General features: G+C 44.0%; 22 protein-coding genes. 13 read left to right on the top strand and 9 right to left on the bottom strand.

From position 1 onward, the window contains the following. Positions 1 to 47 precede the first annotated feature (47 nt). The 4 genes from CCS02_RS01060 to apbC form a co-directional block, all read right to left on the bottom strand. A complete protein-coding gene (locus tag CCS02_RS01060) occupies positions 48 to 455 on the bottom strand; it encodes a hypothetical protein (RefSeq protein WP_157807960.1) in 408 nt (135 codons plus the stop codon). Then, positions 434 to 913, bottom strand: coding sequence for a hypothetical protein (locus tag CCS02_RS01055; protein WP_198515311.1), 480 nt, complete (start codon positions 911 to 913; stop codon positions 434 to 436). Before CCS02_RS01055 ends, CCS02_RS01060 begins: the two co-directional genes overlap by 22 nt. 1,387 nt (positions 914 to 2,300) lie before the next feature. Further along, on the bottom strand, positions 2,301 to 2,885 hold the full coding sequence (dcd, locus tag CCS02_RS01045; RefSeq protein ID WP_100635330.1) for a dCTP deaminase: 585 nt from the start codon (positions 2,883 to 2,885) through the stop codon (positions 2,301 to 2,303). Positions 2,886 to 2,931: 46 nt separating this feature from the next. After that, positions 2,932 to 4,014, bottom strand: a complete 1,083-nt coding sequence (gene apbC / locus CCS02_RS01040; RefSeq protein ID WP_100635329.1) for an iron-sulfur cluster carrier protein ApbC — start codon at positions 4,012 to 4,014, stop codon at positions 2,932 to 2,934. Between the two features lie 319 nt (positions 4,015 to 4,333). Here apbC and metG point away from each other — a divergent pair, with 319 nt between their 5' ends. From metG to CCS02_RS00990, 10 genes are all read left to right on the top strand, one after another. Beyond that, positions 4,334 to 6,385, top strand: coding sequence for a methionine--tRNA ligase (metG, locus tag CCS02_RS01035; protein ID WP_100635328.1), 2,052 nt, complete (start codon positions 4,334 to 4,336; stop codon positions 6,383 to 6,385). Positions 6,386 to 6,681: 296 nt separating this feature from the next. Beyond that, positions 6,682 to 7,263, top strand: a complete 582-nt coding sequence (rsxA, locus tag CCS02_RS01030) for an electron transport complex subunit RsxA (protein WP_012069258.1) — start codon at positions 6,682 to 6,684, stop codon at positions 7,261 to 7,263. A gap of 10 nt (positions 7,264 to 7,273) precedes the next feature. Further along, the gene (gene rsxB / locus CCS02_RS01025; protein ID WP_100187299.1) at positions 7,274 to 7,870 is read left to right on the top strand and encodes an electron transport complex subunit RsxB; all 597 of its coding nucleotides are present in this window, start codon (positions 7,274 to 7,276) and stop codon (positions 7,868 to 7,870) included. Then, positions 7,870 to 10,800, top strand: a complete 2,931-nt coding sequence (gene rsxC, locus CCS02_RS01020; protein WP_232728790.1) for an electron transport complex subunit RsxC — start codon at positions 7,870 to 7,872, stop codon at positions 10,798 to 10,800. The genes rsxB and rsxC overlap by 1 nt, the downstream gene beginning before the upstream one ends. Continuing rightward, entirely contained in the window at positions 10,801 to 11,859 is a 1,059-nt protein-coding gene (rsxD, locus tag CCS02_RS01015) for an electron transport complex subunit RsxD (RefSeq protein ID WP_100635327.1), read from the top strand. Continuing rightward, positions 11,859 to 12,476 (top strand): electron transport complex subunit RsxG, encoded by a 618-nt coding sequence (rsxG, locus tag CCS02_RS01010; RefSeq protein ID WP_100188684.1) that lies wholly within the window; start codon positions 11,859 to 11,861, stop codon positions 12,474 to 12,476. The genes rsxD and rsxG overlap by 1 nt, the downstream gene beginning before the upstream one ends. A 15-nt stretch (positions 12,477 to 12,491) precedes the next feature. Continuing rightward, positions 12,492 to 13,253 carry an electron transport complex subunit E gene (locus tag CCS02_RS01005; RefSeq protein ID WP_232728799.1) on the top strand — a complete coding sequence of 254 codons (762 nt, stop codon included), beginning with the start codon at positions 12,492 to 12,494 and terminating at the stop codon, positions 13,251 to 13,253. Positions 13,254 to 13,296: 43 nt separating this feature from the next. Further along, on the top strand, positions 13,297 to 13,932 hold the full coding sequence (gene nth / locus CCS02_RS01000) for an endonuclease III (protein ID WP_100635326.1): 636 nt from the start codon (positions 13,297 to 13,299) through the stop codon (positions 13,930 to 13,932). Positions 13,933 to 14,054: 122 nt separating this feature from the next. Next, positions 14,055 to 15,380 (top strand): aspartate aminotransferase family protein, encoded by a 1,326-nt coding sequence (locus CCS02_RS00995; protein ID WP_100635325.1) that lies wholly within the window; start codon positions 14,055 to 14,057, stop codon positions 15,378 to 15,380. A 181-nt stretch (positions 15,381 to 15,561) separates the two neighbouring features. After that, positions 15,562 to 15,888: a hypothetical protein gene (locus tag CCS02_RS00990; protein WP_072838066.1), complete on the top strand. Its 327-nt coding sequence runs from the start codon at positions 15,562 to 15,564 to the stop codon at positions 15,886 to 15,888. 76 nt (positions 15,889 to 15,964) lie between these two features. On the opposite strand, the gene CCS02_RS00985 is transcribed toward CCS02_RS00990, so the two are convergent. From CCS02_RS00985 to CCS02_RS00965, 5 genes are all read right to left on the bottom strand, one after another. Further along, complete coding sequence (locus CCS02_RS00985; RefSeq protein WP_072837857.1) at positions 15,965 to 16,234, bottom strand: RNA recognition motif domain-containing protein; 270 nt, start codon at positions 16,232 to 16,234, stop codon at positions 15,965 to 15,967. A 77-nt stretch (positions 16,235 to 16,311) separates the two neighbouring features. Next, complete coding sequence (locus tag CCS02_RS00980) at positions 16,312 to 17,253, bottom strand: nucleoside hydrolase (RefSeq protein WP_072837856.1); 942 nt, start codon at positions 17,251 to 17,253, stop codon at positions 16,312 to 16,314. A 47-nt stretch (positions 17,254 to 17,300) separates the two neighbouring features. Continuing rightward, positions 17,301 to 18,221, bottom strand: a complete 921-nt coding sequence (locus CCS02_RS00975) for a ribokinase (protein WP_100635324.1) — start codon at positions 18,219 to 18,221, stop codon at positions 17,301 to 17,303. Between the two features lie 185 nt (positions 18,222 to 18,406). Then, positions 18,407 to 19,639 carry an argininosuccinate synthase gene (locus CCS02_RS00970; RefSeq protein ID WP_072837854.1) on the bottom strand — a complete coding sequence of 411 codons (1,233 nt, stop codon included), beginning with the start codon at positions 19,637 to 19,639 and terminating at the stop codon, positions 18,407 to 18,409. Between the two features lie 202 nt (positions 19,640 to 19,841). Beyond that, entirely contained in the window at positions 19,842 to 20,732 is an 891-nt protein-coding gene (locus CCS02_RS00965) for a flagellar protein MotY (protein ID WP_100187473.1), read from the bottom strand. 95 nt (positions 20,733 to 20,827) lie between these two features. Between CCS02_RS00965 and rnt the strand changes: the two genes are divergently transcribed. The 3 genes from rnt to CCS02_RS00950 all read left to right on the top strand — a co-directional run bounded on the left by rnt (position 20,828) and on the right by CCS02_RS00950 (position 25,337). Then, entirely contained in the window at positions 20,828 to 21,496 is a 669-nt protein-coding gene (gene rnt / locus CCS02_RS00960; RefSeq protein WP_072837852.1) for a ribonuclease T, read from the top strand. Positions 21,497 to 21,567: 71 nt separating this feature from the next. Next, positions 21,568 to 22,041: a YbaN family protein gene (locus CCS02_RS00955; RefSeq protein ID WP_100635323.1), complete on the top strand. Its 474-nt coding sequence runs from the start codon at positions 21,568 to 21,570 to the stop codon at positions 22,039 to 22,041. A gap of 44 nt (positions 22,042 to 22,085) precedes the next feature. Beyond that, the gene (locus CCS02_RS00950) at positions 22,086 to 25,337 is read left to right on the top strand and encodes a DUF748 domain-containing protein (RefSeq protein WP_100635322.1); all 3,252 of its coding nucleotides are present in this window, start codon (positions 22,086 to 22,088) and stop codon (positions 25,335 to 25,337) included. The last annotated feature ends 248 nt before the right edge of the window (positions 25,338 to 25,585 follow it).

Below are 25,585 nucleotides of genomic sequence, written 5' to 3'. Positions count from 1 at the left end.
GACAGGCAACCAAAAGTATAGCTTTTAGTTTTCTGTGCAGGTGATTTCTATACATTAGATCGGTAAATGTATGAGTCTTCTATGAAATGACCGTTAATTGTATTCCTAGAAAACCGAATACCAGAAATTCCATCGCCTGTACCTATAGTAACCTTCAAAAGTTGAACAATTTGATTTGCTATATTTGTAACGCCAATGTCATTCAAAGATATTACTTCCTCGTTTTCCGATGCAGAATCATTCGCACTAACCACTTTCCTATAGTATTCACGTGGTCCTAGTGAATCGACCAAAGGTGAAGCAATTATTAGTCTCCAAACTTTATCTTCTGAAAAGTAAAGCCAAAACGCACTTTTTATCTCAGCATGCTGGGCATCAAGTTTTTCTACAAGCTTGGCACCGGCTTTTATCATAGAGTCTGAGAGGCTCTCTGTTACCAAAATGTCTTTAGCCATGCCAATATTCCTGATTTATTGTGTGTAATTGCTTCATAGAGATCTTTTGCTTTTCGTTCTTCGACTCTACTTTCGTATCTCGCTTTTTCATTCCAGTCTTTTGCGACTGCCCAGTTAAGTTGAAAATTTCCGTCTTCCTTTTCTTTTTCACTCAGCTTTTGCTTTAAACCTGCGACACCAAGTAAATCTGTTAGTTTATGGCTGTAACTATTTTTAGCTAACTCTAAATTTGGGAAATCATACTGCTGCACCTGCTTTGCAATACATACTTTTATGGCACATTCTAGCGAATATCCAGCAAGGTAATACGCCCCTTGGTAACTTTCAGCATCTAGGAGAGCCTTAGCCTCCTTTATCCTGATTTCAACGAGTTCTTCTAAATCATTTTTGTTCATATGAGCATTGGTCTCATTAATTCGCTTATAAAACTTTAATAGTGCGCATGCGCGTTTAAACATATTTAAAATCTTCTTAATATAACAATAAGTCACTGACTCTAAAGCCATTAATAGATATACCAACAAAAGCGAAAACTGGAAAAACAAGCATGCGTGTTATTTAATTTATCCACAGCGCGTTATTCTTTGCTGTGAATTCTTATTCATTGATACTAAAAGACTTCCTTGCTTCCTGCCAGTACAAAACGCTCTAGAATTTTTTGTCGCCCTGAAGGACGAGCTACATGTGAAAGCTTCGCTTTCAATTTGGCACATTACGCTTCGCTCATGATGCCCTACCATAGCCAATAAGAGCTTGATTCCCGCCTTCGCGGGAATGACGTATCTTCAGTTTATATTTCTCTCTATGAGTCAGTTCGACGCGACGAAGTTGCGCGACTTTATGGAGTTTCAGGGTCATTATTTGACGATCTATCTCTCACTAAATAAAAAATCTATGCCTTACGATAAAAGTCGTCTAGCTAAACGAATATTAAACAAAGTGAATGAGACGTTTGGGCGATAGCCCGATAAAGAGACCTTTTGGTTACTTTTGTGGATCTGGACAAAAGTTACCCGCTCAGCAGAGCGGAAAAAAGGTAGGGAATACAAAGCGTTTGAATGGTGACATATTAGACTTCAGTTAACAGCCTGATTTTCATAACTATCCTTGTTATAAAAAACAAAAAGCCCTTATAAAATAAGGGCTTTTCGAGTAGAACTTCCATTGAGGTTGATGCTATTTATTGCGGGGATACCTCTACCGCCGCGACTTCAAATGAGGTTGGTGTTTTTCATGTGGGGATGCCTCTACCGCCACGTCATCTACCCACTTAGTATCGCTATCTCAGACGTTGATGTCAACAAACTGTACATTTATCAACCTAAAAAAACACACCAAATCAAGCTAAATAAACACTCTATCATTAACCGTCAAAAATTGATTCCCGCCTTCGCGGGCACTTGTCCCCTTGTGGGGAATGACTTGCATCGGGTACGATGAAAGCTTCGCTTTCAGCGGCACATTACGCTGCGCTTATGATGCCCTACGAAAAAATAGCATCACCGATAAAGTAAGTTCGACGCGACGAAGTTGCGCGACTTTATGGAGTTTCAGAGTCAGTTAAGAATACCTTTCCTAGCATCATCAAAAAAATCTATGCCTTACGATAAAAATCGTCTTGCAAGACGTGATGTAAAACAAAATGAATGAGACGCTTGGGCGATAGCCCGATAAAGCGAATTTTTGGTTACTTTTTGGGCGCTAGCAAAAAGTTACCCGCTCAACAGAGCGGAATAAAGGTCAGGAATCCAGAGCGTTTGAATGGAACCTACAGAACTAAAACAAAAAAAGAGGCCGAAGCCTCTTTCCTATTGAACGTAAGAAAAACCAATTTGCAATTAAAAACTAATTCTCGCCGGAAATCCGGCTACCAACCGCGGAAGTTTGGTCTTTATACTTAGCATTATCACGTTTGTTATAAGGACGATCCGCGGAGCCTGACATGGTTTCAAAGTTGATGGCGCCGATTGTCATGCCTGGGCTTAGGGCGATTGGCAGTTTGCCGCCGTTGAGGAATTCTAGAACGATGCCGCCGCTCCAACCTGGGTCGATGCGGTGTGCGGTTACGTGAACCATTAAGCCAAGGCGTGCTAAAGAAGAACGCCCATCGAGCCAGCCGACGAGGTTGTCAGGCAGGGTAACGGATTCTTTGGTCACGCCAAGTACTAATTCGCCTGGATGAATGAAGAAAGGTTTGCCGTCTTCGACGATAATTTCTTCGCTCATAACGGATTCGATGACTTTGCTTAAGTCGGCTTTAGAGCTACTTAGGTCGAGGTAAGGTGCTGGGTGACCTTGAAAGACCCGAAACGAATTGCCCAATCGTAAATCAACAGACACGCCGCTGATGACGCTGTTGTCGGGGCGAGGTTCGATGATAATGGAACCTTCGTCTAGGGCTTTGATGATATCTCGGTCACACAAACGCATTTCTTTTCCTCAATTTTCTATTTGATCGCTCTGATTCCGGTGTTTTTTAATCGTCGCTCATGCTGATGGTCGGCATGGCAAATTGCGCACCTTGTTCAGAGCCTTGTTGGGATGCAAGGGTAGCACCAAGCTTGCGTGCAATCGACTGATAAATACCTGCGGTATCACTTTCTGGTGCATTTACTACGATTGGTCGGCCAGCATCGCTCTGTTCGCGGATCGCTAGGCTTAATGGCAGTTTGCCCAATACATTGACGTTGTATTCTTTCGCTAGGCTCGCGCCGCCTTCGTCACCGAAGATGGCTTCGTGGTGACCACAGTTGGAGCAAATGTGCGTCGACATGTTTTCGACCACGCCCAATACAGGGATTTTTACCTTGTTGAACATTTCGATTCCGCGACGAGCATCTAGCAAAGCGATGTCTTGCGGCGTTGTCACGATGACGGAACCTGCCACTGGCACTTTTTGCGCTAGGGTAAGTTGAATGTCGCCTGTGCCCGGTGGCATGTCGATAAATAAGTAATCGAGATCATTCCAATCGGTTTGCGTCAAAATCTGCATCAAGGCGCCGGTCACCATTGGGCCACGCCATGCAACTGGCGTGTCTTTAGTCGTCAGAAACGCCATAGACATCACTTGCACACCAAACGCGGTTGGCGGCACAAAGAATTTGTCTTCACGAACTTGAGGACGAGTGCCTTCGGCGAAGCCGAGCAACATGCCTTGGCTTGGGCCGTAGATATCCGCATCCAGAATACCAACGCGAGCGCCCTCTTTTGCCATGGCAAGGGCAAGGTTAACCGTGGTAGTGGATTTACCCACGCCGCCTTTGCCAGACGCCACGGCGATAATGTTCTTCACGCCTTTTAGCCCTGCGATGTTGCCTTGAGTCTCGTGGCTTTTGATTTGAAAGTCGATGTCTAGCACCAAGCTACGTGAATCCGCCATTAACTCTTTTATCTTAGCTTCTAATACGGCTTGTTCTGATTGTGCAGGATAACCTAGCGTCAAGGTGACATGAACGCGGTTATCATCTGCGACGACGTTCCAAACAGCACCGTAAGCTTGACCAGAATTGTCATCGATTAGGGTTTCTAAAGTCGCCTGTAATTGGGCATCAGTTAACATGGGAATTCCTTGTAAGGCGGTAATATAAAGACATCATTGCTCGACTACTATGTTTCGCTCGTGACATCGCGCAACGATTTCTTAAAGAGTGTTTAGTTTATAACGTTGTGCCAAGTTTGGGGGCAAATTGCAGAAAAGCAAGCCTAGAAAACGGAAAAGCAGGTCTATGAGAGGAGACAAGCTCTTGCACACGGCAGATTGGGACTTATAATGACGCCTTTTTAGATTATCTATCCTTTAGACGCTTTATTTATTCGTCATCTGCACCTAATTATTGATAGAATACCCGACCTTTTTTAATCCAGCAGGCTTATCAAAAATGGCACAAACGCAACGCAAAATTTTAGTCACCAGCGCCCTTCCTTATGCAAATGGTTCTATCCATTTGGGGCATATGCTGGAACACATCCAAACAGATATCTGGGTGCGTTTTCAAAAAATGCGCGGCCATCTTTGTACAGCGGTATGTGCGGATGACGCACACGGCACGGCGATTATGATCAAAGCCGCGCAAAATGGCATCACCTCAGAAGAGTTGATCGAGGGTGTTCGCCAAGAACACATGGCTGACTTTAATGACTTCTTGATCGGTTACGACAACTACTACTCTACGCATTCTGACGAAAACCGTGAATTCTCAAACAGCATTTACACGGCCCTTCGTGATAATGGCAAAATTGCTGTTCGCTCTATCGTGCAAGCCTATGACCCAGAGAAAGAAATGTTCCTTGCAGATCGTTTCATCAAAGGAACTTGTCCTAAGTGTAAAGCGGAAGATCAATACGGCGACAACTGTGAAGTATGTTCTGCAACTTACACGCCAATGGAAATGATCAATCCTCGCTCTGTTTACTCTGGTGCGACGCCGATTGAAAAAGACTCTGAACACTATTTCTTTAAATTGCCAGACTTCCAAGACTTCCTAACAAAATGGACGCGCAGCGGCACCTTGCAAGACCAAGTGGCTAACAAGCTATCTGAATGGTTGGATTCAGGCTTAAAAGAATGGGACATTAGCCGCGATGCACCTTACTTCGGTTTTGAAATCCCAGACGCACCGGGTAAATATTTCTACGTTTGGCTAGACGCACCGATTGGTTACATGGCGAGCTTTAAAAACCTTTGTGATCGTACGGAAGGATTAGAATTTGATGATTACTGGGGTAAAGATTCTGACGCTGAGCTTTATCACTTCATCGGTAAAGACATCATCAACTTCCATGCCTTGTTCTGGCCTGCAATGTTGGACTGTGCTGGCTACCGCACACCAACCGCGGTTAATGCGCATGGTTATGTAACGGTTGACGGCGAAAAAATGTCGAAGTCGCGTGGTACCTTTATCAAAGCCCGTACTTACCTGAAGCATTTGGACCCACAATACTTGCGTTACTACTACGCAGCAAAACTGAATTCTCGTGTTGATGATATCGACCTTAACTTAGGTGATTTCTTGCAGCGCGTAAACTCTGACGTAGTCGGCAAAGTGGTTAACATTGCTAGTCGTACAGCGAGCTTCATTAACAAAAAATTCGACGGTCAATTAGCCATCGATGTGAGCGAAGCAGAGATGATCCAATCTTTCATCGATGCGGGCGAAGTGATTGCCGAGCACTTTGAAAGCCGTGAATACGGTAAAGCGATTCGTGAAGTGATGCGTCTTGCTGATGTGGCAAACGAGTACATTGCTGTGCAAGCACCTTGGGTGTTAGCAAAAAACGAAGCGACGTTACCGAAAGTGCAAGACGTTTGTACTATTGCCTTAAACATGTTCGCTATTTTGGCGACATACTTGAAGCCAGTCATGCCAAACTTGGTCGCCGATGCTGAAGCTTTCCTAGGCAAAGAGCTAACCTGGGACAATCGCAGCGAATTATTGTTTGGTCGTACGGTGAATACCTTCAAACCGCTAATGGGTCGTATTGAGCAAACGCAAATCGATGCCATTATCGAAGAAGGCAAAGTAGAAGCCGCGGCGGAAGCGGCTGCTAAAGAAGCGGCACAACCGACTCAAGCAGAAACCGAACTAAGCAAAGAGCCAATCGAAGCGGAAATCAATTTTGATGACTTCGCGAAAGTAGATTTGCGTATTGCCTTGATCGTCAAAGCAGAGCACGTTGAAAAAGCCAATAAGTTGCTAAAACTGACTTTAGATATCGGTGGCGAAACTCGCACTGTATTCTCTGGTATCAAATCTGCTTATAAACCAGAAGACTTAGAAGGCAAACACACGGTGATGGTTGCTAACCTTGCACCACGCAAAATGAAGTTTGGCATGTCAGAAGGCATGGTATTGGCGGCTGGTCCTGGTGGTGAAGAAATTTACCTACTAGAACCTCATGCAGGCGCGAAACCTGGCCAACGCGTGATGTAAGCGACTATTAAGCAAGCATCAGGGCTTCTCAGTAAAGTTCTAAAAAATGCGATACAAACCAATGCTCACCTTAGTTAATAAGAAACATTCTTAATAAGGTGAGCATTGGCATTAATAAAGAAACATAAACCAAACTTATATAAGCATAACTTATTATCTATATACTAAATCGGACTAGAAATACAAAAGCTTTAGTCTTGTTAGTTATAAGCAGATTGGTATAGTTACGCTCGCAGATGCTTTTCTCTAAAAGTATCTAAAATCACACAATATTCACCACATGTTTTGGATTTGAGATGACTGAATATCTCCTGATTCTGGTCAGTACCATTCTGGTTAATAACTTTGTATTGGTACAGTTTCTGGGCCTATGCCCTTTCATGGGCGTGTCTGGGAAACTAGAAACCTCTATTGGTATGGCAATGGCCACGACCTTTGTTTTGACATTGTCGAGCCTATGTAGCTATCTCACTTATACCTACATACTTCAGCCGTTTGGACTTGAATACCTGCAAACCATTTCATTTATCTTGGTGATTGCGGTGGTTGTACAATTCACCGAAATGGTTGTCCATAAAACCAGCCCTCTGCTTTATCGTGTATTAGGGATTTTCTTACCCTTGATCACGACAAACTGCGCGGTTTTGGGTGTGGCGCTGCAAAACATCAGCAAACAAAACGGCTTTGTTGAATCTATCCTTTATGGCTTTGGTGCTGCGGTGGGTTTCTCCTTTGTATTAATTCTGTTCTCTGCCATGCGTGAACGAATTAACGTTGCGGATGTACCGACTGTTTTCAAAGGTTCTGCCATCGGTATGATTACCGCAGGCCTTATGGCTCTAGCTTTCATGGGCTTCACCGCCCTCGTGCAGATTTAGGAGCCTGACGATGTTTACTGTTTTACTCGCTATCGGGATCTTAGTTCTTTTATCGCTTATTTTTGGCGCAATTTTGGGTTACGCCAATGTGCGTTTCCACGTAGAAGGCGATCCGATTGTTGACCAAATTGACGCCTTACTTCCACAAACTCAGTGTGGCCAATGTGGTCACCCAGGTTGCCGCCCTTATGCAGAAGCCATTGCCAACGGCGAAGCCATTAACCATTGCCCTCCGGGCGGTCAAGCAACCATCCAAGCCTTAGCCGACTTACTGGATGTGGAAGCTGTACCTTTGGATGGCGATCACGGCGCAGAAAGCGCAAAGCGTGTGGCTGTTATTCGTGAAGATGAATGCATCGGTTGCACCAAATGCATTCAAGCTTGCCCTGTAGACGCAATTTTAGGTGCAGCGAAACAAATGCACACCGTCATAGCGGATGAATGCACAGGCTGCGACCTTTGTGTCGAACCTTGTCCTGTAGATTGTATTGATATGGTAGAAGTAGGCGTGACAGCGAAAACTTGGTCTTGGGACAAACCGCAGGGTATCGCGGCAACCTCGTTAAACATTATTGCCACCGACCGCCAAGCGGAGGTTGCACACTAATGTCAGCAGTAAACATGCAAACAGCAAACGTTTTTTCTTTTCACGGCGGCATTCATCCACCGGAAAACAAAGCGCAATCGTTGCAATTACCTTTGGGCAGACCAAGCCTACCGAGTGAGCTTATTTTGCCGCTTGGACAACATATTGGTCAAAGCTCTCGCCCTCTAGTAAAAGTGGGTGACAAGGTACTAAAAGGCGAAACCATTGCCATTAACAATGGCTTTTTAAGCAGCTTTTTACATGCACCAACCTCTGGCACCATTGCTGCTATTGAAGAGCGCCTTATCGCCCACCCATCAGGCTTAAGCGACCTTTGTATTATCCTCACGCCAGACGGCAATGAAACATGGACCACACTTGAGCCATTAAGCAACTGGCAAGACATCAGCAAAACTGACGTGCTGGCTTATCTTTCCGAAATGGGCATCATCGGCATGGGCGGCGCAGGCTTTCCAACTCAAGTTAAGTTACAAGGCGCACACAAGAACCCACTGACACATTTCATTATTAACGCGGCAGAATGCGAACCTTACATCACCGCAGATGACATGCTGATTCGTGAAAAAACGCTAGAATTGGTGTTAGGCATAGAGATACTTCAACATCTTGTGGAAGCCGATAACGTTGTCATTGGTATTGAAGACAATAAACCGACTGCCATCGCCGCATTAAAATCGCTACTCACCAAGCGCAACAGCAAGATTCAACTTGCAGTTGTGCCGACTAAATACCCTTCAGGTGGCGAAAAACAACTAATCCAACTATTAACTGGCAAAGAAGTCCCAAGCGGACAATATCCAGCGGACATCGGTATTTTGTGTCAAAACGTCGGTACCTGCGTTGCGGTTCACGACGCTATCACACTGGGTAAGCCTTTGATTTCACGCTTCACCACATTGACCGGTGACGCATTAAAAAATCCGCAAAATGTCGAAGTGCTACTTGGCACACCAGTTGCGCATTTATTGGATTACGCCGACTCTGAACAGAAAAAACTCAGCCGTTTAATCATGGGCGGTCCAATGATGGGCTACACCTTAGATTCTGCCGCTGTACCGATTGTCAAAACCAGTAACTGCATTTTGGCGGCCAGCAAAAAAGAGCTCCCAGCGCCAGCACCTGAGCAAGCCTGCATCCGTTGCGGTATGTGTGAACAAGCCTGCCCTGCTAGCTTATTACCGCAGCAATTACTGTGGTTCAGCAAAAGCCAAGAGTTCGAAAAAGCCGAACACCACAATCTATTCGACTGCATAGAATGTGGCGCCTGCTCTTACGTTTGCCCAAGTAGCATTCCATTGGTGCAATATTACCGTCACAGCAAGAGCAGCATCCGTGAAGCTCGTGAAGCCAACGTAAAATCCGACTTAGCCAAACAACGTTTTGAAGCACGTAAAGCGCGTCAAGACGCAGAAGCGGCTGAAAAAGAAGCGAAGCGTCTTGCTCGTCAAAAAGCGACATCAAGCAAAGCCACGGATGCGAAAAAAGCCGCGCCGGCAAAAGTAGCTCCAACTGCTGCTGCACCTATCAGCGACGAATCGAAAAAACTCAAAGTCGATATCGCCATTGGCAAATCAAAACTGAAAAAGCTACAGAAGCTACTGCTTGAAGCGCAAGAAAACGAACACATTGAAGAGATCAATAACTTACAACTTCAGGTTACCGATCAAGAAAAAACCTTGGCAGCTCTTGAAGAGCAACTGGCTAAAACGGCAGCTGAGGCTCCCGTCGCAGCAACGGCAACAACTACAGCTAAGCCAAGCCCTGCTCCGGTTAGCGACGAGCTGAAAAAAGCTAAAGTGGATGTGGCGCTAATTGGCGTTAAACTGAAGAAACTGCAAAAGCAACTTGCTGATACGCCTGATGATCAGGAATTGAAAGATAAGATCACCGCTTTTGAAGTAGATCTAAAAGCTGCACAAGACACAGTAAGCAAGCTAAGTGAAAGCCCTCAGCCAAGCTCAAACGCGGCAACACCTGAACCGAAAGCTGCAATTAGCGATGAACTGAAAAAGCTAAAAATCGATGCTGCCATTGCCAAAGCCGCAGTGAAGAAAGTCGAAAAAGCCTTGAAGAAAGCCGAAGAAATTCAAGCACCAGAAATCGAGTCTATTCGCCAGCAGTTGCAAGAAGCACAACAACGAGCTGATGAGCTAGAAAAAGCGTTGGCCAATCCACAAGACGCTTCGCAGAAAACAGAAGCAGCACCAAACAGTGCCGATGCTGATGCCGCTAAGAAACGCAAAATTGATCTTGCCATCGCCAAAGCAGGCGTTAAGAAAGCTGAGAAAAACATCCAGCTTCTGAAAGAGCAAGGCAAAGACGAAAGCGAAATAGAAGCATCAGAGTGGCCTAAAAAACTGATCGAAGCGCAAGAAAAACTCGCGACGCTTGAAAAAGAACAAGCCACAGAGCAAACCGTACCGGCTGCTGCTGCGCCAGTTTCCGCCGCAAATGTCGATGCTGATGCCGCCAAGAAACGCAAAATTGATCTTGCCATCGCCAAAGCTGGTGTTAAGAAAGCTGAGAAAAACATCCAGCTTCTGAAAGAGCAAGGCAAAGATGAAAGCGAAATAGAAGCATCAGAATGGCCCAAAAAACTGATCGAAGCGCAAGAAAAGCTCACAGCTCTTGAAGCAGAAGAAAGCACACCAGTATCTGCTCCAGTAGGGAAAACAACGGATGCGGTTACTAAAAGTGAGGCCAAAGCTGAACCAGAAATGGATTTGGCAAATCAGATCAAAAAAGAAAAAATCGCCGTTGCCTTGGCCAAAGCGCAAATCAACAAACTGAATAAGCGTTTAGAAAGCACTCCGGAAGAAGCGGACAGCATTAAACAAGAGATTGCGTCCACAGAACAACGTCTAAACAGTGCTGAGACCTTGTTAGAAAAACTTATTCATTCGCAAACCAACATGCAAGAGAATCGTTAAATGGCATTATTGAGGATCACCTCCCCCCACACTCAACGTGCAGGACGTCGCACCTCTTGGGTGATGCAGATGGTCATTTTAGCGACCATTCCTGGCATCGTGGTGCAAACTTGGTTATTTGGCTGGGGCACACTAATCAACCTAATGATTGCCTGCATCACGGCACTATTAAGTGAAGCGGCTATTTTAGCAATTCGTCGTCGTGCTGTCGGGTTCTTCTTGAAAGATTACAGCGCCCTATTAACCGCTGTGTTATTAGGCGTTGCTCTGCCTCCCGTTGTGCCTTGGTGGGTAACAGTGACAGCAGTGGCCTTCGCCATTATCTTTGCCAAACAGCTTTATGGCGGCTTAGGGAATAACCCATTCAACCCTGCCATGGTCGGCTACGCCATTGTGCTGGTGTCTTTTCCTGTGCCAATGAGCCAATGGCTTGGCGTACAAGGCATGATTCCAGCAGGCGAGACCTTGTCTTTCATGCAAAGCTTGCAGGCTATTTTCCATCACTTACCCGTGATCGATAGCTACACCATGGCAACGCCATTAGATGGTTTCAAACACAAAGATTTATTAGATACTCAAGCCGCATTTAGCAGCATTGCAGCGCTACAAGGCCCAAGCCTAAACAGTTGGCTTTGGGTGAACTTGGCTTACCTTGTGGGTGGTCTTGCTCTGATTTGGTTGCGTATTATTACTTGGCACACGCCAGTGGCACTTTTAGGTGCTTTGTTAGTAATGTCTGGCGCGTTTCATTTATTTGATCAAAGTAATACCGCAACGCCTTTATTCCACCTAACCACTGGCGCAGCCATGTTTGGTGCCTTCTTTATTGCTACTGACCCTGTGTCTTCTTGCACCAGTAATCGTGGCAAGCTGATTTATGGCGCGGGCATTGGTATCTTAATTTACATCATTCGCTCTTGGGGCGGTTATCCTGATGGCGTGGCGTTTGGCGTATTGCTAATGAACTTTGCAGCACCATTAATCGATTACTACACACAACCAAGAACCTACGGTCATAAAAAAGCCAAAACAGGCTTAAAAGTTGGGGAGGATAACTAATGGAATTGTTCGCCTCTATTCGCCGTAACAGTCTTGGTCTAGCTATCTTCGCGGTGCTGACGGCTGGCCTCATTGCCATCACTCACCAGCTGACAGATCACACTATTAAGAACAATATTTTGGATGCGCAAATTTCTGCATTTAACGAAATTTTGCCAGCCAATTTGTACGATAACGACTTAACCAAAGACACCGCCATTCTGCCAGCAGATCCTTTATTGGGAAGCGAAGAAGGCATTAAGATTCATATCGCTCGTAAAAATGGCGAAGTCTCTGGCATCATTTTCGAGACCATCGCACCACGCGGCTATAACGGTAATTTAGACATGCTCGTTGCCATTGACAAAAACGGCGTAGTCACAGGCAGCCGAGTCATCAGCCATAAAGAAACACCTGGGCTTGGCGACAAGGTTGATCTTAAAAAGTCCAAATGGATTTTAAACTTCGCCAACAAGTCTTTAGAAAATCCCAGCCTAAAAGGCTGGGGCGTGAAAAAAGACGGTGGGGATTTTGACCAGTTTACCGGTGCAACTATCACACCTCGCGCCGTCGTTCGCGCCGTAAAAAATACTCTTATTTATTTTGATCAACACAAAGATACGCTGCTAGCGTATTAGGATAGCCAAATGAAAATGAGCGCAGAAACTGCAACAACTGACGCTACTCAAGACGAGAGTAAGCCAAGTGCCAATTACGCAGAAATTATTTACAACGGTATTTGGAAAAACAACCCCGCACTAGTTCAGTTGCTCGGCTTATGTCCTATGCTGGCGGTAACCAGCACAGTGGTGAATGCCTTGGGCCTTGGACTAGCAACCATGGTCGTTTTGATGGGTTCCAACATTGCGGTTTCCTTGATTCGTAACTATGTTGCCGATGCGGTTCGTCTACCTGCATTTGTGATGATTATCGCCTCGTTTACCACCTGTATCGAACTGATAATGCAGGCTTATACCTACGAGCTTTATCAAATTTTGGGGATTTTCATCCCGCTTATCGTAACCAACTGCGCAATCCTTGGCCGCGCTGATGCCTTTGCCAGCCGCAACCCAGTGCTGCCTTCGGCACTAGATGGATTTATGATGGGTTTGGGCTTCATGTTTATCCTTGTTACCTTGGGCGCAATGCGTGAGCTAATCGGACAAGGCACATTGTTTTCAGATATGCAGTTGTTGTTCGGCGACATGGCAATTCATTGGAAAATCGTTATCTTTAACAACTACCCAAATGTATTGTTTGCCGTATTACCACCGGGTGCGTTTATTGGTTTAGGCTTATTGATCGCAGGTAAAAACTACCTAGACGAACGCGAGAAAAAACGTGTCGCAACACAAAAAGCCAAAGACGGCCCAAGTGCTTCGAAACGTGTTCGCGTGACAGGGCAAGTAAGCTAACTTTTATCCCACAGGCTCTTTAAGTGAACAAAGGCTATTTATTTTGAACAAAGAGAAACGCTACGAGATTTTTTCTCGCTTACGAGCTGAAAACCCAAATCCCGTAACCGAGTTGGAATACAGCTCGCCCTTTGAACTTTTGATTGCGGTGTTGTTTTCTGCGCAAGCCACTGACGTAAGCGTCAACAAAGCCACACGAAAACTTTTCCCTGTCGCCAATACGCCAGAAACTATGTTGGCGCTTGGCGTTGATGGTCTAAAAAGCCATATCAAAACCATTGGCCTATTTAACGCCAAAGCCGAAAATGCCATCAAGACCTGCAAAATTCTGATCGAAAAACACAACAGCGTCGTACCTGAAACTCGCGAAGAACTCGAAGCGCTCCCCGGTGTTGGCCGCAAAACCGCTAACGTGGTATTGAACACTGCTTTTCGCCAAGTCGCGATGGCAGTCGACACGCATATTTTTCGCTTTGGTAATCGGACAAAAGTAGCGCCAGGCAAAAACGTCCTAGAAGTGGAAATGAAGCTGTTAAAGTTTGTTCCGAAGGAATTTCTTTTGGATGCTCACCACTGGATGATACTTCACGGTCGTTACATCTGTGTCGCTCGCAAGCCTAAGTGCGATGCATGTATTATTGAAGACCTGTGTGAATTTAAAGACAAGACCTCCACTTAACTTTCCTACTTTTCTTAGTTAACTAAAGGCTAACCTAAAATTAAATAACATCACATTTATTAAACCTTTCTAGCTCGGCATTCTTAGTCTATTGATATTTCACTTTATAGAGGGAGAATGCTATGAGTCACCGTTTAACCCAAGCTCAACTTGACGCACATTGGATGGCCTACACGGGCAATCGTCAGTTTAAAAAAGATCCTCGCATCATCACCTCGGCCGCAGGAAAATATTACACCGACAGTGATGGCAGAAAGATTTTTGACGGTTTGTCTGGGTTATGGACTTGTGGTTTGGGTCATAGTGTTCCTGCGATTAATGAAGCCGTGGCTCAGCAAGTCAAAACACTGGATTACTCCCCTGCCTTTCAATTCGGTCACGAGAAGTCTTTCTTGTTAGCCGAGCAAATTACCGAGTTTATGCCTGCTGGATTAAACCGTATTTTCTTCACAGGTTCTGGTTCTGAATCTGTCGATACTGCGTTAAAAGTTGCGCGTGCTTATTGGCGTAAAAAAGGCATGGGGACGAAGACTAAATTTATCGGCCGTGCTAAGGGTTATCATGGGGCGGGGATTTCAGGCTTTAGCGTCGGCGGAATTCCTGCGAACCGTACGCTTTATGGTCAAGGCTTAGAATCCTACCACCTACCTCATACTCAAGTGCCGGGTAGCGAATTTTCAAAAGGCATGGCTGAACAAGGCAAAGAGCGCGCGGATGATCTGCTAAATCTAATCATGATGCATGATGCATCGAACATTGCTGCGGTGATTGTTGAACCTATGTCGGGCTCGGCTGGTGTCATCGTTCCACCACAAGGTTATTTGCAGCGTTTGAGAGAAATCTGTGATCAGCACAATATTTTATTGATCTTTGATGAAGTTATTACCGCTTTTGGTCGTATGGGCGCAAAAACCGGCGCAGAAGCCTTCGGTGTGACGCCTGACGTGATTACCATGGCAAAACAGGTTACTAATGGTGTTATTCCAATGGGCGCTGTCGCCTTTAAACAAGAGATCTACGACACCTTCATGGATAACGGTGGTGCGGAATACATGCTAGAAATCCCTCATGGTTACACCTATTCAGCTCACCCAATTGCTTGCGCGGCTGGATTAGCCTCCCTTGCAGAGATCAAGAAACAAGGTTTGATTGAACGAGTTAGCAGTATGAGTCCAGCATGGGAAAATAGCGTTCATCAGCTAAAAGACGCCAGCTCGATGATCACTGACATTCGTAACTACGGTTTTGCGGCGGGTATTACCATTGCTCCAATAGATGGCGAACCAGCTAAACGCCCGTTCCAAATTGCTATGGCAATGTGGGACAAAGGCTACTACGTTCGTTATGGTGCCGACACCATTCAATTAGCACCACCATTTACAACAGAACAGTCCGAAATTGACAGTCTAATTAATGCCCTAGGTGAGACTATTAAGCAACAAAGCTAAAAGGCACTTGCTGCCTTCGCAATACTTCTCTCCAATCAAGATGTTGCTAATAAGTACTCAGCAACATCTTGATTCATATCAATTTTTTCTAGCTATCACTTCTCAGCACTCTTGCACTATAATGGCTGTCCTAGAAGAGTCATCAATGACCTTGGATCTTCACCCAGTAAAGGATAAACCAATGTCTATTTCACATTCGCCTTATGTTCGCTGTTTTTGGACAGGTTCTCTATATTTAACCAATGGCGTTGTTATGCCGATCCATTGCACACACATATCTACACAAATGATAGAAGTGGAAGCGCCCGACGGTTTGCAAGGATCAAAAATGGTGAAGCTAGAACTAAAGGCAATTCATGAAGGGAAAACGGCCACAATAAAAGCATTATGCGACCCACAACTGGATGTTTTTAACGAGCATAATAAGCATTATATAAAACTTACCTATCACACTATTTCAAGCAAAGACGTGGACTTTATCAAAGAGTTCGCCGACGCTCATTCCTAGCTCATAATAAAGATAAGCTAGGAAAGCGGGTCGTTCTTCTCTTTATTCATTCTGATGAATAAAGATTTACGATTATTTATTCAGCGTCGCTTTCATCTTTTTTAGCGGTATCTTCTGCTTTTTTAACGCGAATTTTAGAGCCATCAACGTCCATACCGTTTAGCGTTTTGATTGCTACTTTCGCTTCACCTACTTTTGGCATTTCAACAAACGCAAAGCCTTTCGATTCACCTGTTTCTTTGTCCATCACGATAGTACAAGATTGCAAAGTACCGTGAACGGCAAACAAACTTCTCAATTCGTCTTCTGTGGTGTTACGGGCAAGGTTTCTTACTAATAATTTCATATTTTTCTCTTTATAAATAAAAAAGGCATGGAAGTTACTTACCATGCCTTCGAGTTTGATTGTGCCATTCTAACGTTTTAAGACAATGTTGTCTCAAACAAGGTTAATAATTTTTTACTGTCCACTTCCATACAAACTTGTGTCATCGGTACATCGTTCCAATGCGGTTCAGGGAAGCTCATGCCTTGTGGTGCAAAAATAGTTTGCCCAATGCCGATACCTTCACACGCAACACGAACAGCGCCAAGCTCTACGCCAAAAATGCTCGGATCCATAACATAAGCAATAGTTGATGCATCATGGAAATAACAACCATCCATATCAAAGCGGCTGCTATAGAAATTAATATAATGTTGAGCACAATCATACAAGAAACCACCTTCAGTCGGGTTGGCTTTCTTAATACGCTCTAATACTGAATTGTCTAATAACACCTGATGAGTGACATCTAGGCCAATCATGGTAACTTGCCAAGCAGCTGTAAAAACAAGATCCGCAGCATGTGGGTCATTCATGATATTCGCTTCTGCCACAGGCGATACGTTACCATATTCAATCGCAGTTCCACCCATCAGCACAACTTCATCAACCAAGTTCGCCACTTCTGGATCAAGCTCTAAAGCTTTTGCCAAGTTACCTAAAGGCCCAAGAGCGATAATGGTTACTTCACCTGGGAATTCACGCACAGTATCAACAATAAACTGCGCTGCGCTTTTCTCGATTGCCTTACCTTTTGGTGCTGGCCAATCAATATTACCAAAGCCATCTTTGCCGTGTACAAAATCAGGATGTGGACGAGGTGCAATCTTGCTTGGTACAGCTACGCCTTTGGCAACCGGTACATTTACCTTAGCAATCTCAGTCAATGTGATGGCATTTTGTGTTGCCAAATCCACAGACACATTACCAAACGTTGTTGTTAGACCTAATACATCAAGCTGTGGTGCTTGAAAGGCGAAGAAGATCGCCATTGCATCGTCTATACCTGGATCTGTATCAATAATAATTTTACGAGCCATGTTTCACTTCCTCTTTTAACTATACATTTTTGGCTAACTGTTTTTGGCTAACTGTTTTTGGCAAGAAAGGCCGTCACTTCATCTTGTGTTGGTATAGATGACGCAGCGCCTAAACGAGTAACGCAAATAGCAGATGCAGCACAGGCACGAGTGATCGCCTGCGTCATGTCTTCACCATTCATTAGTGAAGCTAGGCAAAAGCCAATAAACGTATCGCCAGCTGCCGTGGTATCAACCGCTTCAACAGAAAATGCCTTTACTGACAAACCACCTTCATAATTGTTCTCTTGATCGCTCTCTTTTCCAGTAAAGTAGCACACACCCGCTTTGCCAAGGGTCATTAACACGGCCAGTTCAGGGTAAGCTTTAGGGAAAGCAACGATGGTGCTGTCTATGTCCGTTGTGCCAATTAAATCCATGGCTTCAACTTCGTTAACGATTAATAGGTCAACAAAACCAAGTACTTTTTTGGTCAATTCAGCGTCCATTGGTGCTGGGTTAAACGCGACCTTAACTTTATTCTCTTGCGCTTTGCGCATGATGTATTCGATAAGGTTCGTTTCGTTTTGCAGCAACACCCAATCACCAGCGTTTGCCTGTGATAATACTTGATCAACTTGTTCTTCCGTCAGCGCATGGTTCGCGCCTTGGTATAGAATGATCGAGTTTTCCGCTTCTTTGGTTAGCTGAATAATCGCATGACCCGTTGGCACATCAATTCGCTTTATCAGCCCTGTATCCACACCAAGGGATTCTAACTGATCAATAACAGCTTGATCACTGTGATGAATCGCACCGACATGCTTTACGTTAGCGCCCGCTTTAGCAAGTGCAACAGATTGGTTTGCTCCTTTGCCACCTAACAAACACTGATAGCTATTAGAAGCCATGGTCTCGCCGGGGCGGACAAAATGATCTAGCTGATAAAGGTGGTCGAGGTTAATCGAACCAAAGTTATAAATTGTCATAATTCTCTTCCTTCAGATCAGCGTGCATCGTATCGGCACATTTTATTCTACTGCTCATTCTGCAAAGCGACATGCTATGTCAATTAACCAGCGAATACTGACCAAGTGTACAAAAATAAAAAACGCTCCAATTCTGCAAGAATGGAGCGTTTTTTGAAAGCTTATTTTTCTAAATCAACAAGTGGTTACTTGTCGTTATCTAGAAAACCACGACCTTTCTGAGCGGCAATACGCATACGTAGTGCGTTTAGCTTAATAAAGCCTGCTGCATCTTTCTGATCGTAAGCGCCAGCATCATCTTCAAAAGTAGCAATTTTGCTGTCGAACAAGCTGTTTTCAGACTGACGACCAACAACACTTACGTTACCTTTGTACAATTTCAGACGAACTGTACCGCTAACGTATTTTTGTGATGTGTCGATCAAAGCTTGCATCATACGACGCTCTTCTGACCACCAGAAGCCGTTGTATATCAACTTAGCGTAACGAGGCATCATCTCATCTTTCAAATGCGCCGCTTCGCGGTCTAGGGTAATAGACTCAATCGCACGGTGTGCTTTCATCATGATGGTGCCACCAGGTGTTTCATAACAACCACGGGCTTTCATACCAACAAAACGGTTTTCTACGATATCAACACGACCAATACCATTCGCGCCACCAACCTTGTTTAATGTTTCCAAGATAGTCGCTGGAGACATTGCTTCGCCATTGATAGAAATAGGATCGCCTTTTTCGTAACCAATTTCGATGTAAGTTGGTTCGTTTGGAGCATTTTCTGGAGAGACAGACCAACGCCACATGTCGTCTTCTGGCTCTGTCCATGGATCTTCTAACTGATCACCTTCAAAAGAAATGTGCAGTAAGTTTGCGTCCATAGAGTAAGGAGATTTTTTCTTTTTAGTAGAAAAATCTACTGGGATTTTATGCTCTTCACAGTACGCCATTAGGGTTTCACGAGACGTTAAGTCCCATTCACGCCAAGGAGCAATCACTTTAACACCAGGTTTCAATGCGTAAGCACCAAGCTCAAAACGTACTTGGTCGTTACCTTTACCTGTTGCGCCGTGAGAAATCGCATCGGCACCAGTTTCATTAGCGATCTCGATCAAACGTTTAGCGATCAGAGGACGCGCAATAGACGTACCTAATAGGTATTCGCCTTCATAAATAGTGTTGGCACGGAACATTGGGAAAACGAAGTCGCGAACAAACTCTTCGCGCAAATCTTCAATGTAGATTTCCTTAATACCCAACGCTTGAGCTTTAGCACGAGCTGGTTCAACTTCCTCACCCTGACCCAAATCAGCGGTAAAGGTAACCACTTCACAGTTATACTCTTCTTGAAGCCACTTCGCGATTACGGAAGTATCCAGGCCGCCAGAATAGGCAAGCACTACCTTCTTCACGTCAGACATTATCTCTATTCTCCTCAACGAGCTCGCGCTCCCTCACCAGTGCTTTCAAACCAGAACATGGCGGCGCAAAAAATTTAAAAAAGGGGCTGTAAGTGTAAGATCTCGATTCTTGCTTAGCAAGTAAAAAGCCCCGTTTTGCACATATAATTCGGCAAAACGAGGCTCTTTTAGCAAATCACAGAAATCTATAATAATTTATAAATTAACTCGACTCAGATGATTTCTCTAAGCGAATCGTTACTCGTCGGTTACGTTCTCGACCTTGGGCCGTATTATTCGTGGTGGAAGGATAGCGTTCACCATGATATCGAGAAATAATTTTTCCCGCAGGCACACCTTTCTCCAGTAGATAAGAGGTGACTTTTTCAGCCCTAACTTTTGACAACTCACGGTTATCTCGGCGAGAACCTATAACATCCGTGTGACCATCAATGTAGATGTATTCAACACTTGGGTCAGAAGAAACATACAATGCGACAAGATCCAGACGAGCCTTAATTCGATCCGTAAGATTCACGCCATTGGTCGGAAACAAGGCCGCTGTTCTGGCAATCTGGTCATAATTTACTGGCAACAGACTAGACAAGCAGCGTCTAAACTCATTGTAAGCAGGCGCAAAGTTAATATTCGACAAACCCACTTCTATCGTTTCACGATTATTTTCCCAAGCGGTTCCTGCGACAACAGGATGACGCCCACGATCCAAACTTGTTAGCATCCGTTCAGCGACTCGTCCACCTACTTCAACCGTTAAACCGTAACCAGGGTAAGGTAAAATTTCTAAGGTTTCTGGCTTTAAACCTGGCGACCAATCTGGTGCTTGAGAAATAATATAAACCTGACCTGGGCCGAGTTTTTCGTTCTGCGGCTGCAAAATGAATTTCATAGGTTCGCCAGCTTCTTTTATAAAGTGGCCTTCACCGTAATTCGGCACGGGGTGCGTTAAACTGCACGAAAAAATATCGCCCGAAAGTAGCCACTCAGAATCCGAAATACCAGATTGGTAATGAGTTATGGCATTGGCCTGCGTACATACCATGCCAATAGCCAATAAAAATGTGGTACGAATTAGAAGTTGTTGGGGAATTCCCATTTAGACATCTCGTTCAAGCATTATCAAATGTGTTATGATCCGATCCTATTGTATACCGTTACTGTTGATCAAGCGGCAGAATTAAGGACCTTCTTTTGTCAAACCATGAAATCAAAGATAGATTCCGCGGCTTCCTACCTGTTGTTATCGACGTAGAAACCGCAGGCTTTAATCAAAAAACAGATGCTTTATTAGAAATGGCGGCCAGCATCCTGCGAATGGATGAAAATGGCGACTTATATATCCACGAAACATTGGACTTTTTGATCAAGCCATTTGAGGGTGCAAACCTTGAAAAAGCGGCGCTGGACTTTACTGGCATTGACCCTTTTGCTCCTGGCAGACAAGACATGCCAGAAACTGAAGCTCTCAATCAAATGTTTAGTAAAGTTCGAAAAGAACTGAAGTCTGTCGGCTGTAAACGCGCCATTCTAGTTGGTCATAATGCAGCTTTTGACCACGGTTTTTTGAATGCCGCGATTGAACGAGCCGACATTAAACGTAACCCATTTCACCCATTTTCTAGCTTCGATACTGCAAGTCTCGCTGGATTAGTGTTTGGGCAAACCGTATTAGCGAAAGCGTGTGAAGCTGCTTCTATTCCGTTTAGTAACTCAGAAGCACATTCTGCGAAATATGATACTGAAAAAACTGCAGAACTATTTTGTGAAATGGTTAACCGTTTAAAACGTTTAGGCGGCTGGCCTTTGGTTGAAAATGAAGCCGAAGATAGTATGGCGGCTATTTTCCATTCAGGAAAATAACGTCATAATGAGAATGGGCTTGAGTTATTAAAGCCCACTTTTCTTTTTTTACCTATTAAGCGGACATTACTATGCAAGGAAAGCGAATCTTATATCTGATGCTGGGGTGGTTCTCTCTGATCACTGGCATTATTGGTATTTTTCTCCCCTTGCTTCCTACTACGCCGCTGGTATTACTCGCTGCTTGGTGTTTTTCTCGCTCCTCTGTACGATTCCATACTTGGCTCATGGAACACAAATTCTTTGGCCCGATTGTACGCGACTGGCAATCCTCAGATGGCATTCCTCGTAAAGCAAGAAACCGCGCCATCATTTTTATGTGGGCAGGTATGGCGATTTCGATCTTTATTGTTTCTCGCTTATGGGCAACCATAGGATTAATCACCATAGGGCTCTGTGTAAGCACCTATTTATTACGCATGCCTATTCGTTCTGAAAGCCCACTAATCACAGAAAACACAACAGAAACAGAAACAGAAACAGAAACAGAAACAGAAACAGAAAAAGCATTAAAAAGCACCGAAGACAAAGACAGAACCAGCTAATCCATATTCACTTATTTACTATTGAGAAAGCAGAAAGGCACTTTATGATGACACGCCGACATTTTCGACACTTTGTCTTTTATCCATTTGCGGCTCTGACTGGTCTCACTAGCGCAATGTGGCTAGCTGCTCCATTTATAGCAGAGCACTATTTGATAGCTTATTTTCAAGAGCAAGACGAAAATGTTACCGTTGGCAAGCTGTCTATTGACTTCTTCCCCCCTAAAGTTGATTTGAAAAATATCGTCATCAATGACAAAAACCAAGATACTCTCACTCTTAAACGCGCTATTTTTGAAGTCGAAATATGGCCGCTTTTAACTAAAACAGTTCATATCTCAGAAGCCAAAATTGAAGGTTTAAACTTAGTAGTTGCCCAGCACGAGAAAGACTGGATTATTGCAGGTATTAATACTTCTCAATTCATCACACCTGAAGATCAACAAGAACCAGAAGCAACAGAAGAAACCGCAGAAAACCCAAGTGCGCCTTGGACAATAAAACTGCCTTCATTTTCATTCACTGACAGCCAAGTTAACCTATCTCGTCAACCAGACTTAAACGTCCCTGCCGAATTAGATAAATTCGTCTTAACTAATCTATCTATAAAAGATCTATCCGGCCAAGAACTATCATGGAAAGGCGAGGTTGCTTTATCTGCTCTAGTCAATGAAACCACGCTGTCCTTAGAAAGCCAGTTTGATTATTCACCAGTACAAGCGAGCGCAGACGTCAACATTAAAAATACGCGTTTGCTGATAGAGAGCTTTCGCCACTTTTTACCTTCACCTTACAACGAAGGTAAAGGCCAATTGGATCTCGCTGGAAGCTTTCAATTTTCACAACAGCAAGTGAATGGCGCACCTGTTTTTGATGTTAAAAACCTAACTTTAAACACTCAAGTTGATAACCTAAATTTACCATTAGGCGAACAAGACAAAGTTTCCACCAAATCTACGTCACTATCGATATCAAAAGCCAATGCCCGCTTTGTTTCCGCTGACCAATTGGCCGCGACTGGAACTATTAACCTGCAGTCTACGCAGTCATTCTTTGCACAGGCGGATATAGCCGCACAGTTTGATAAGCTAACCCTAAACACGCCGTTCGATGTTAAACGTGATAAACAGGGATTAGCAGCAAGTGGAAAACTAGATGTGCAGTTAGAGCAGCCGCTCTTTACTCAGGCAGAGCAAAAAGCCCAGCTTGATATGCTTACACTAAACACCCCATTTGATATTAAGCAGAATGAGCTTGGATTAGCAGCCAGCGGAAACCTTGATTTACAGTTAGGAAAATCCAGCTTTGCTCAAGCTGAGCAAAACGTACAATTTGATAATCTGACGTTTAACACGCCTTTCGATGTCAAACAGGATAAACAGTCGGGGCTGACCGCAAATGCTGCCTCAACAATACTGGACATGAATGAGCTTTCCCTATCATCAGAAAGCCTTGCTGTACAAAACCAGCAACTGCACATTGCATTAAACGATATCGCTCTTACTATGGATAACGATCAAGCTCTTACCGCCTCTTTACTTGCGGAAATACAAAGTCATGGTCTATCCGTACAACAAGCCGGAAATACGGCCGACTACGCCACGTTCAATTTATCAAATACGCTTTCTCTGCAAAAAAATGGCGACACACTTTCAGCTCAAAATAGCCAATTGTCTATCGATATTAAAGGCTTGAAAGGGACACAAAGTGACGAGAAACAATTCTCATTAGGTGCCGCCAAACTGACTGCAGACCAATTAGATGTAAAGCAAACTAATCAACAGTCTCCAGCAATAAAAGGCACTAACCTCAACTTTACCAGTGAATCACTGGATAGCATGTTGACGAATAAAAAGCGCATTGCCTCTTGGAAGAATGCCGACATTAGTGGCCTTTCGTTTACTCAGCAAGATAAAGACTTTGACGCCTCATTAGCCCAATTAAGCGTCATGGATTTAACGGTTTCCGAATTGGTTGCGGATGCAGGTAACAAACAAACACTTCCACCGTTAAGCCATATCGGCAGTATCAAAGTAGAAAAAATTGAAGCTACTCAAGATGGCGCTAAAATCAAACAGATCACTACGGATTCAGCCAAAGTAAGCCTAATATTGGATGCTCAAAAGCGTATACAAAACCTCGTTTTTGTCGATGTTGAACAGCAAAATACGCCTGAGCCTGTACTAAAGAATCCAAACGTTCCAAGAGAAAAAGACGCTAAAAATGCCGTTAGCAACACTCAGGATGCAGAACAAAATCCTGCATTTAAAGCACCTTATTACGTTATTTTGGATGCCTACGATACAACTGGAGCATCCAGTATTTATGTGCAAGACAAGAGTATTTCTCCTACATTGCAACGTTCTTTAGACATCGACACTCTATCATTGCGCAATCTAAATACGCAGAAAAAAGACCAAGCCACAGTATTGGCGCTAAAAGCGCGCAATGGTAAATACGCCACTCTACAGAGTGACATAACTATTTGGCCTCTGGCTGATAAACTCACCTTAAAAAGTGACTTGGTTATTCGTGAAGCCGAATTGCCACCCTATTCCTCCTATATTGCTAATGTTTTAGGCTACCAAATAGACTCTGGACAACTGGATCTAGACTTAAAACTCAACGCAGATAGCGGAGTGTTGAGTGGCAACTCCCATATTGTATTAAGAGAATTCGACCTTGGCGGACGCAAAGAAAGCAGCTCCGTTATCAAGGCTGGTGCTGTTCCGCTTAATATCGCCGTGAGCGTTTTAAAAGACAGCGACAACAATATTGATTTAGATATTCCTCTATCGGGCGATATTGAAAAACCTGAATTCGGCTGGCAGGACTTCTTGCTCTTACCTGTGCGTAAAGCGCTATTTAGCGCATCAAGCACCTACTTGATGCAAACTTTTGTCCCATACGCCAATGTTATTAGCATTGCTCAATTCGCCGGTGATCAACTACTCAAGATCCGTGTTGAACCTTTAATTTTTGAAGCTGAAGATGACAAGTTAAACGATTCGCAAGATGCCTTTTTAAAGCAACTTGTTGCCTTAATGAAAGACAAAAAAGACAGCCAGCTAAAAGCCTGCGGCGTTGCGAGTTATCTCGATCTAGGCCTTGAAAAACCACCAGTATCTATCGATAACGACACGAAGGAAACTGCAAGCAATCTAGCACAAAAACGTGCCGATCATTTGAAAGACTATTTGGTGAAAGAAGGTATTTCGTCTTCACGAGTTTTTCTTTGCTCACCCGAAGTGGATCTATCTAAAAGCAGCAAACCAAGGATAGAACTGAATTTTTAAGTCACCTATCTTTAGAAGCTCTTTAATACCAATAAAATTTACCAAGTTAGCCGCGATAGAAACCTCTATCGCGGCTTTTTAATGTCAAAAAGACGCAAAGAAACCCACGATATAGTGCAACGTCATCTAGACTTAACACTCTCCATTGAAAACTGAAATAAACGGGCCATAACTGTATAAGCAGCGTTTGAAATCCCTATTTAGCAAAGTAATTGGTTACATTCTTTATTAGTTAATTTTTTAAAGAG

This window comes from Marinomonas sp. ef1 (assembly GCF_002806845.1).
GTDB classification, from domain to species: domain Bacteria; phylum Pseudomonadota; class Gammaproteobacteria; order Pseudomonadales; family Marinomonadaceae; genus Marinomonas; species Marinomonas polaris.
Note: the sequence above shows the minus strand (reverse complement) of the source record. Positions and strands in the feature narration are given on the sequence as shown.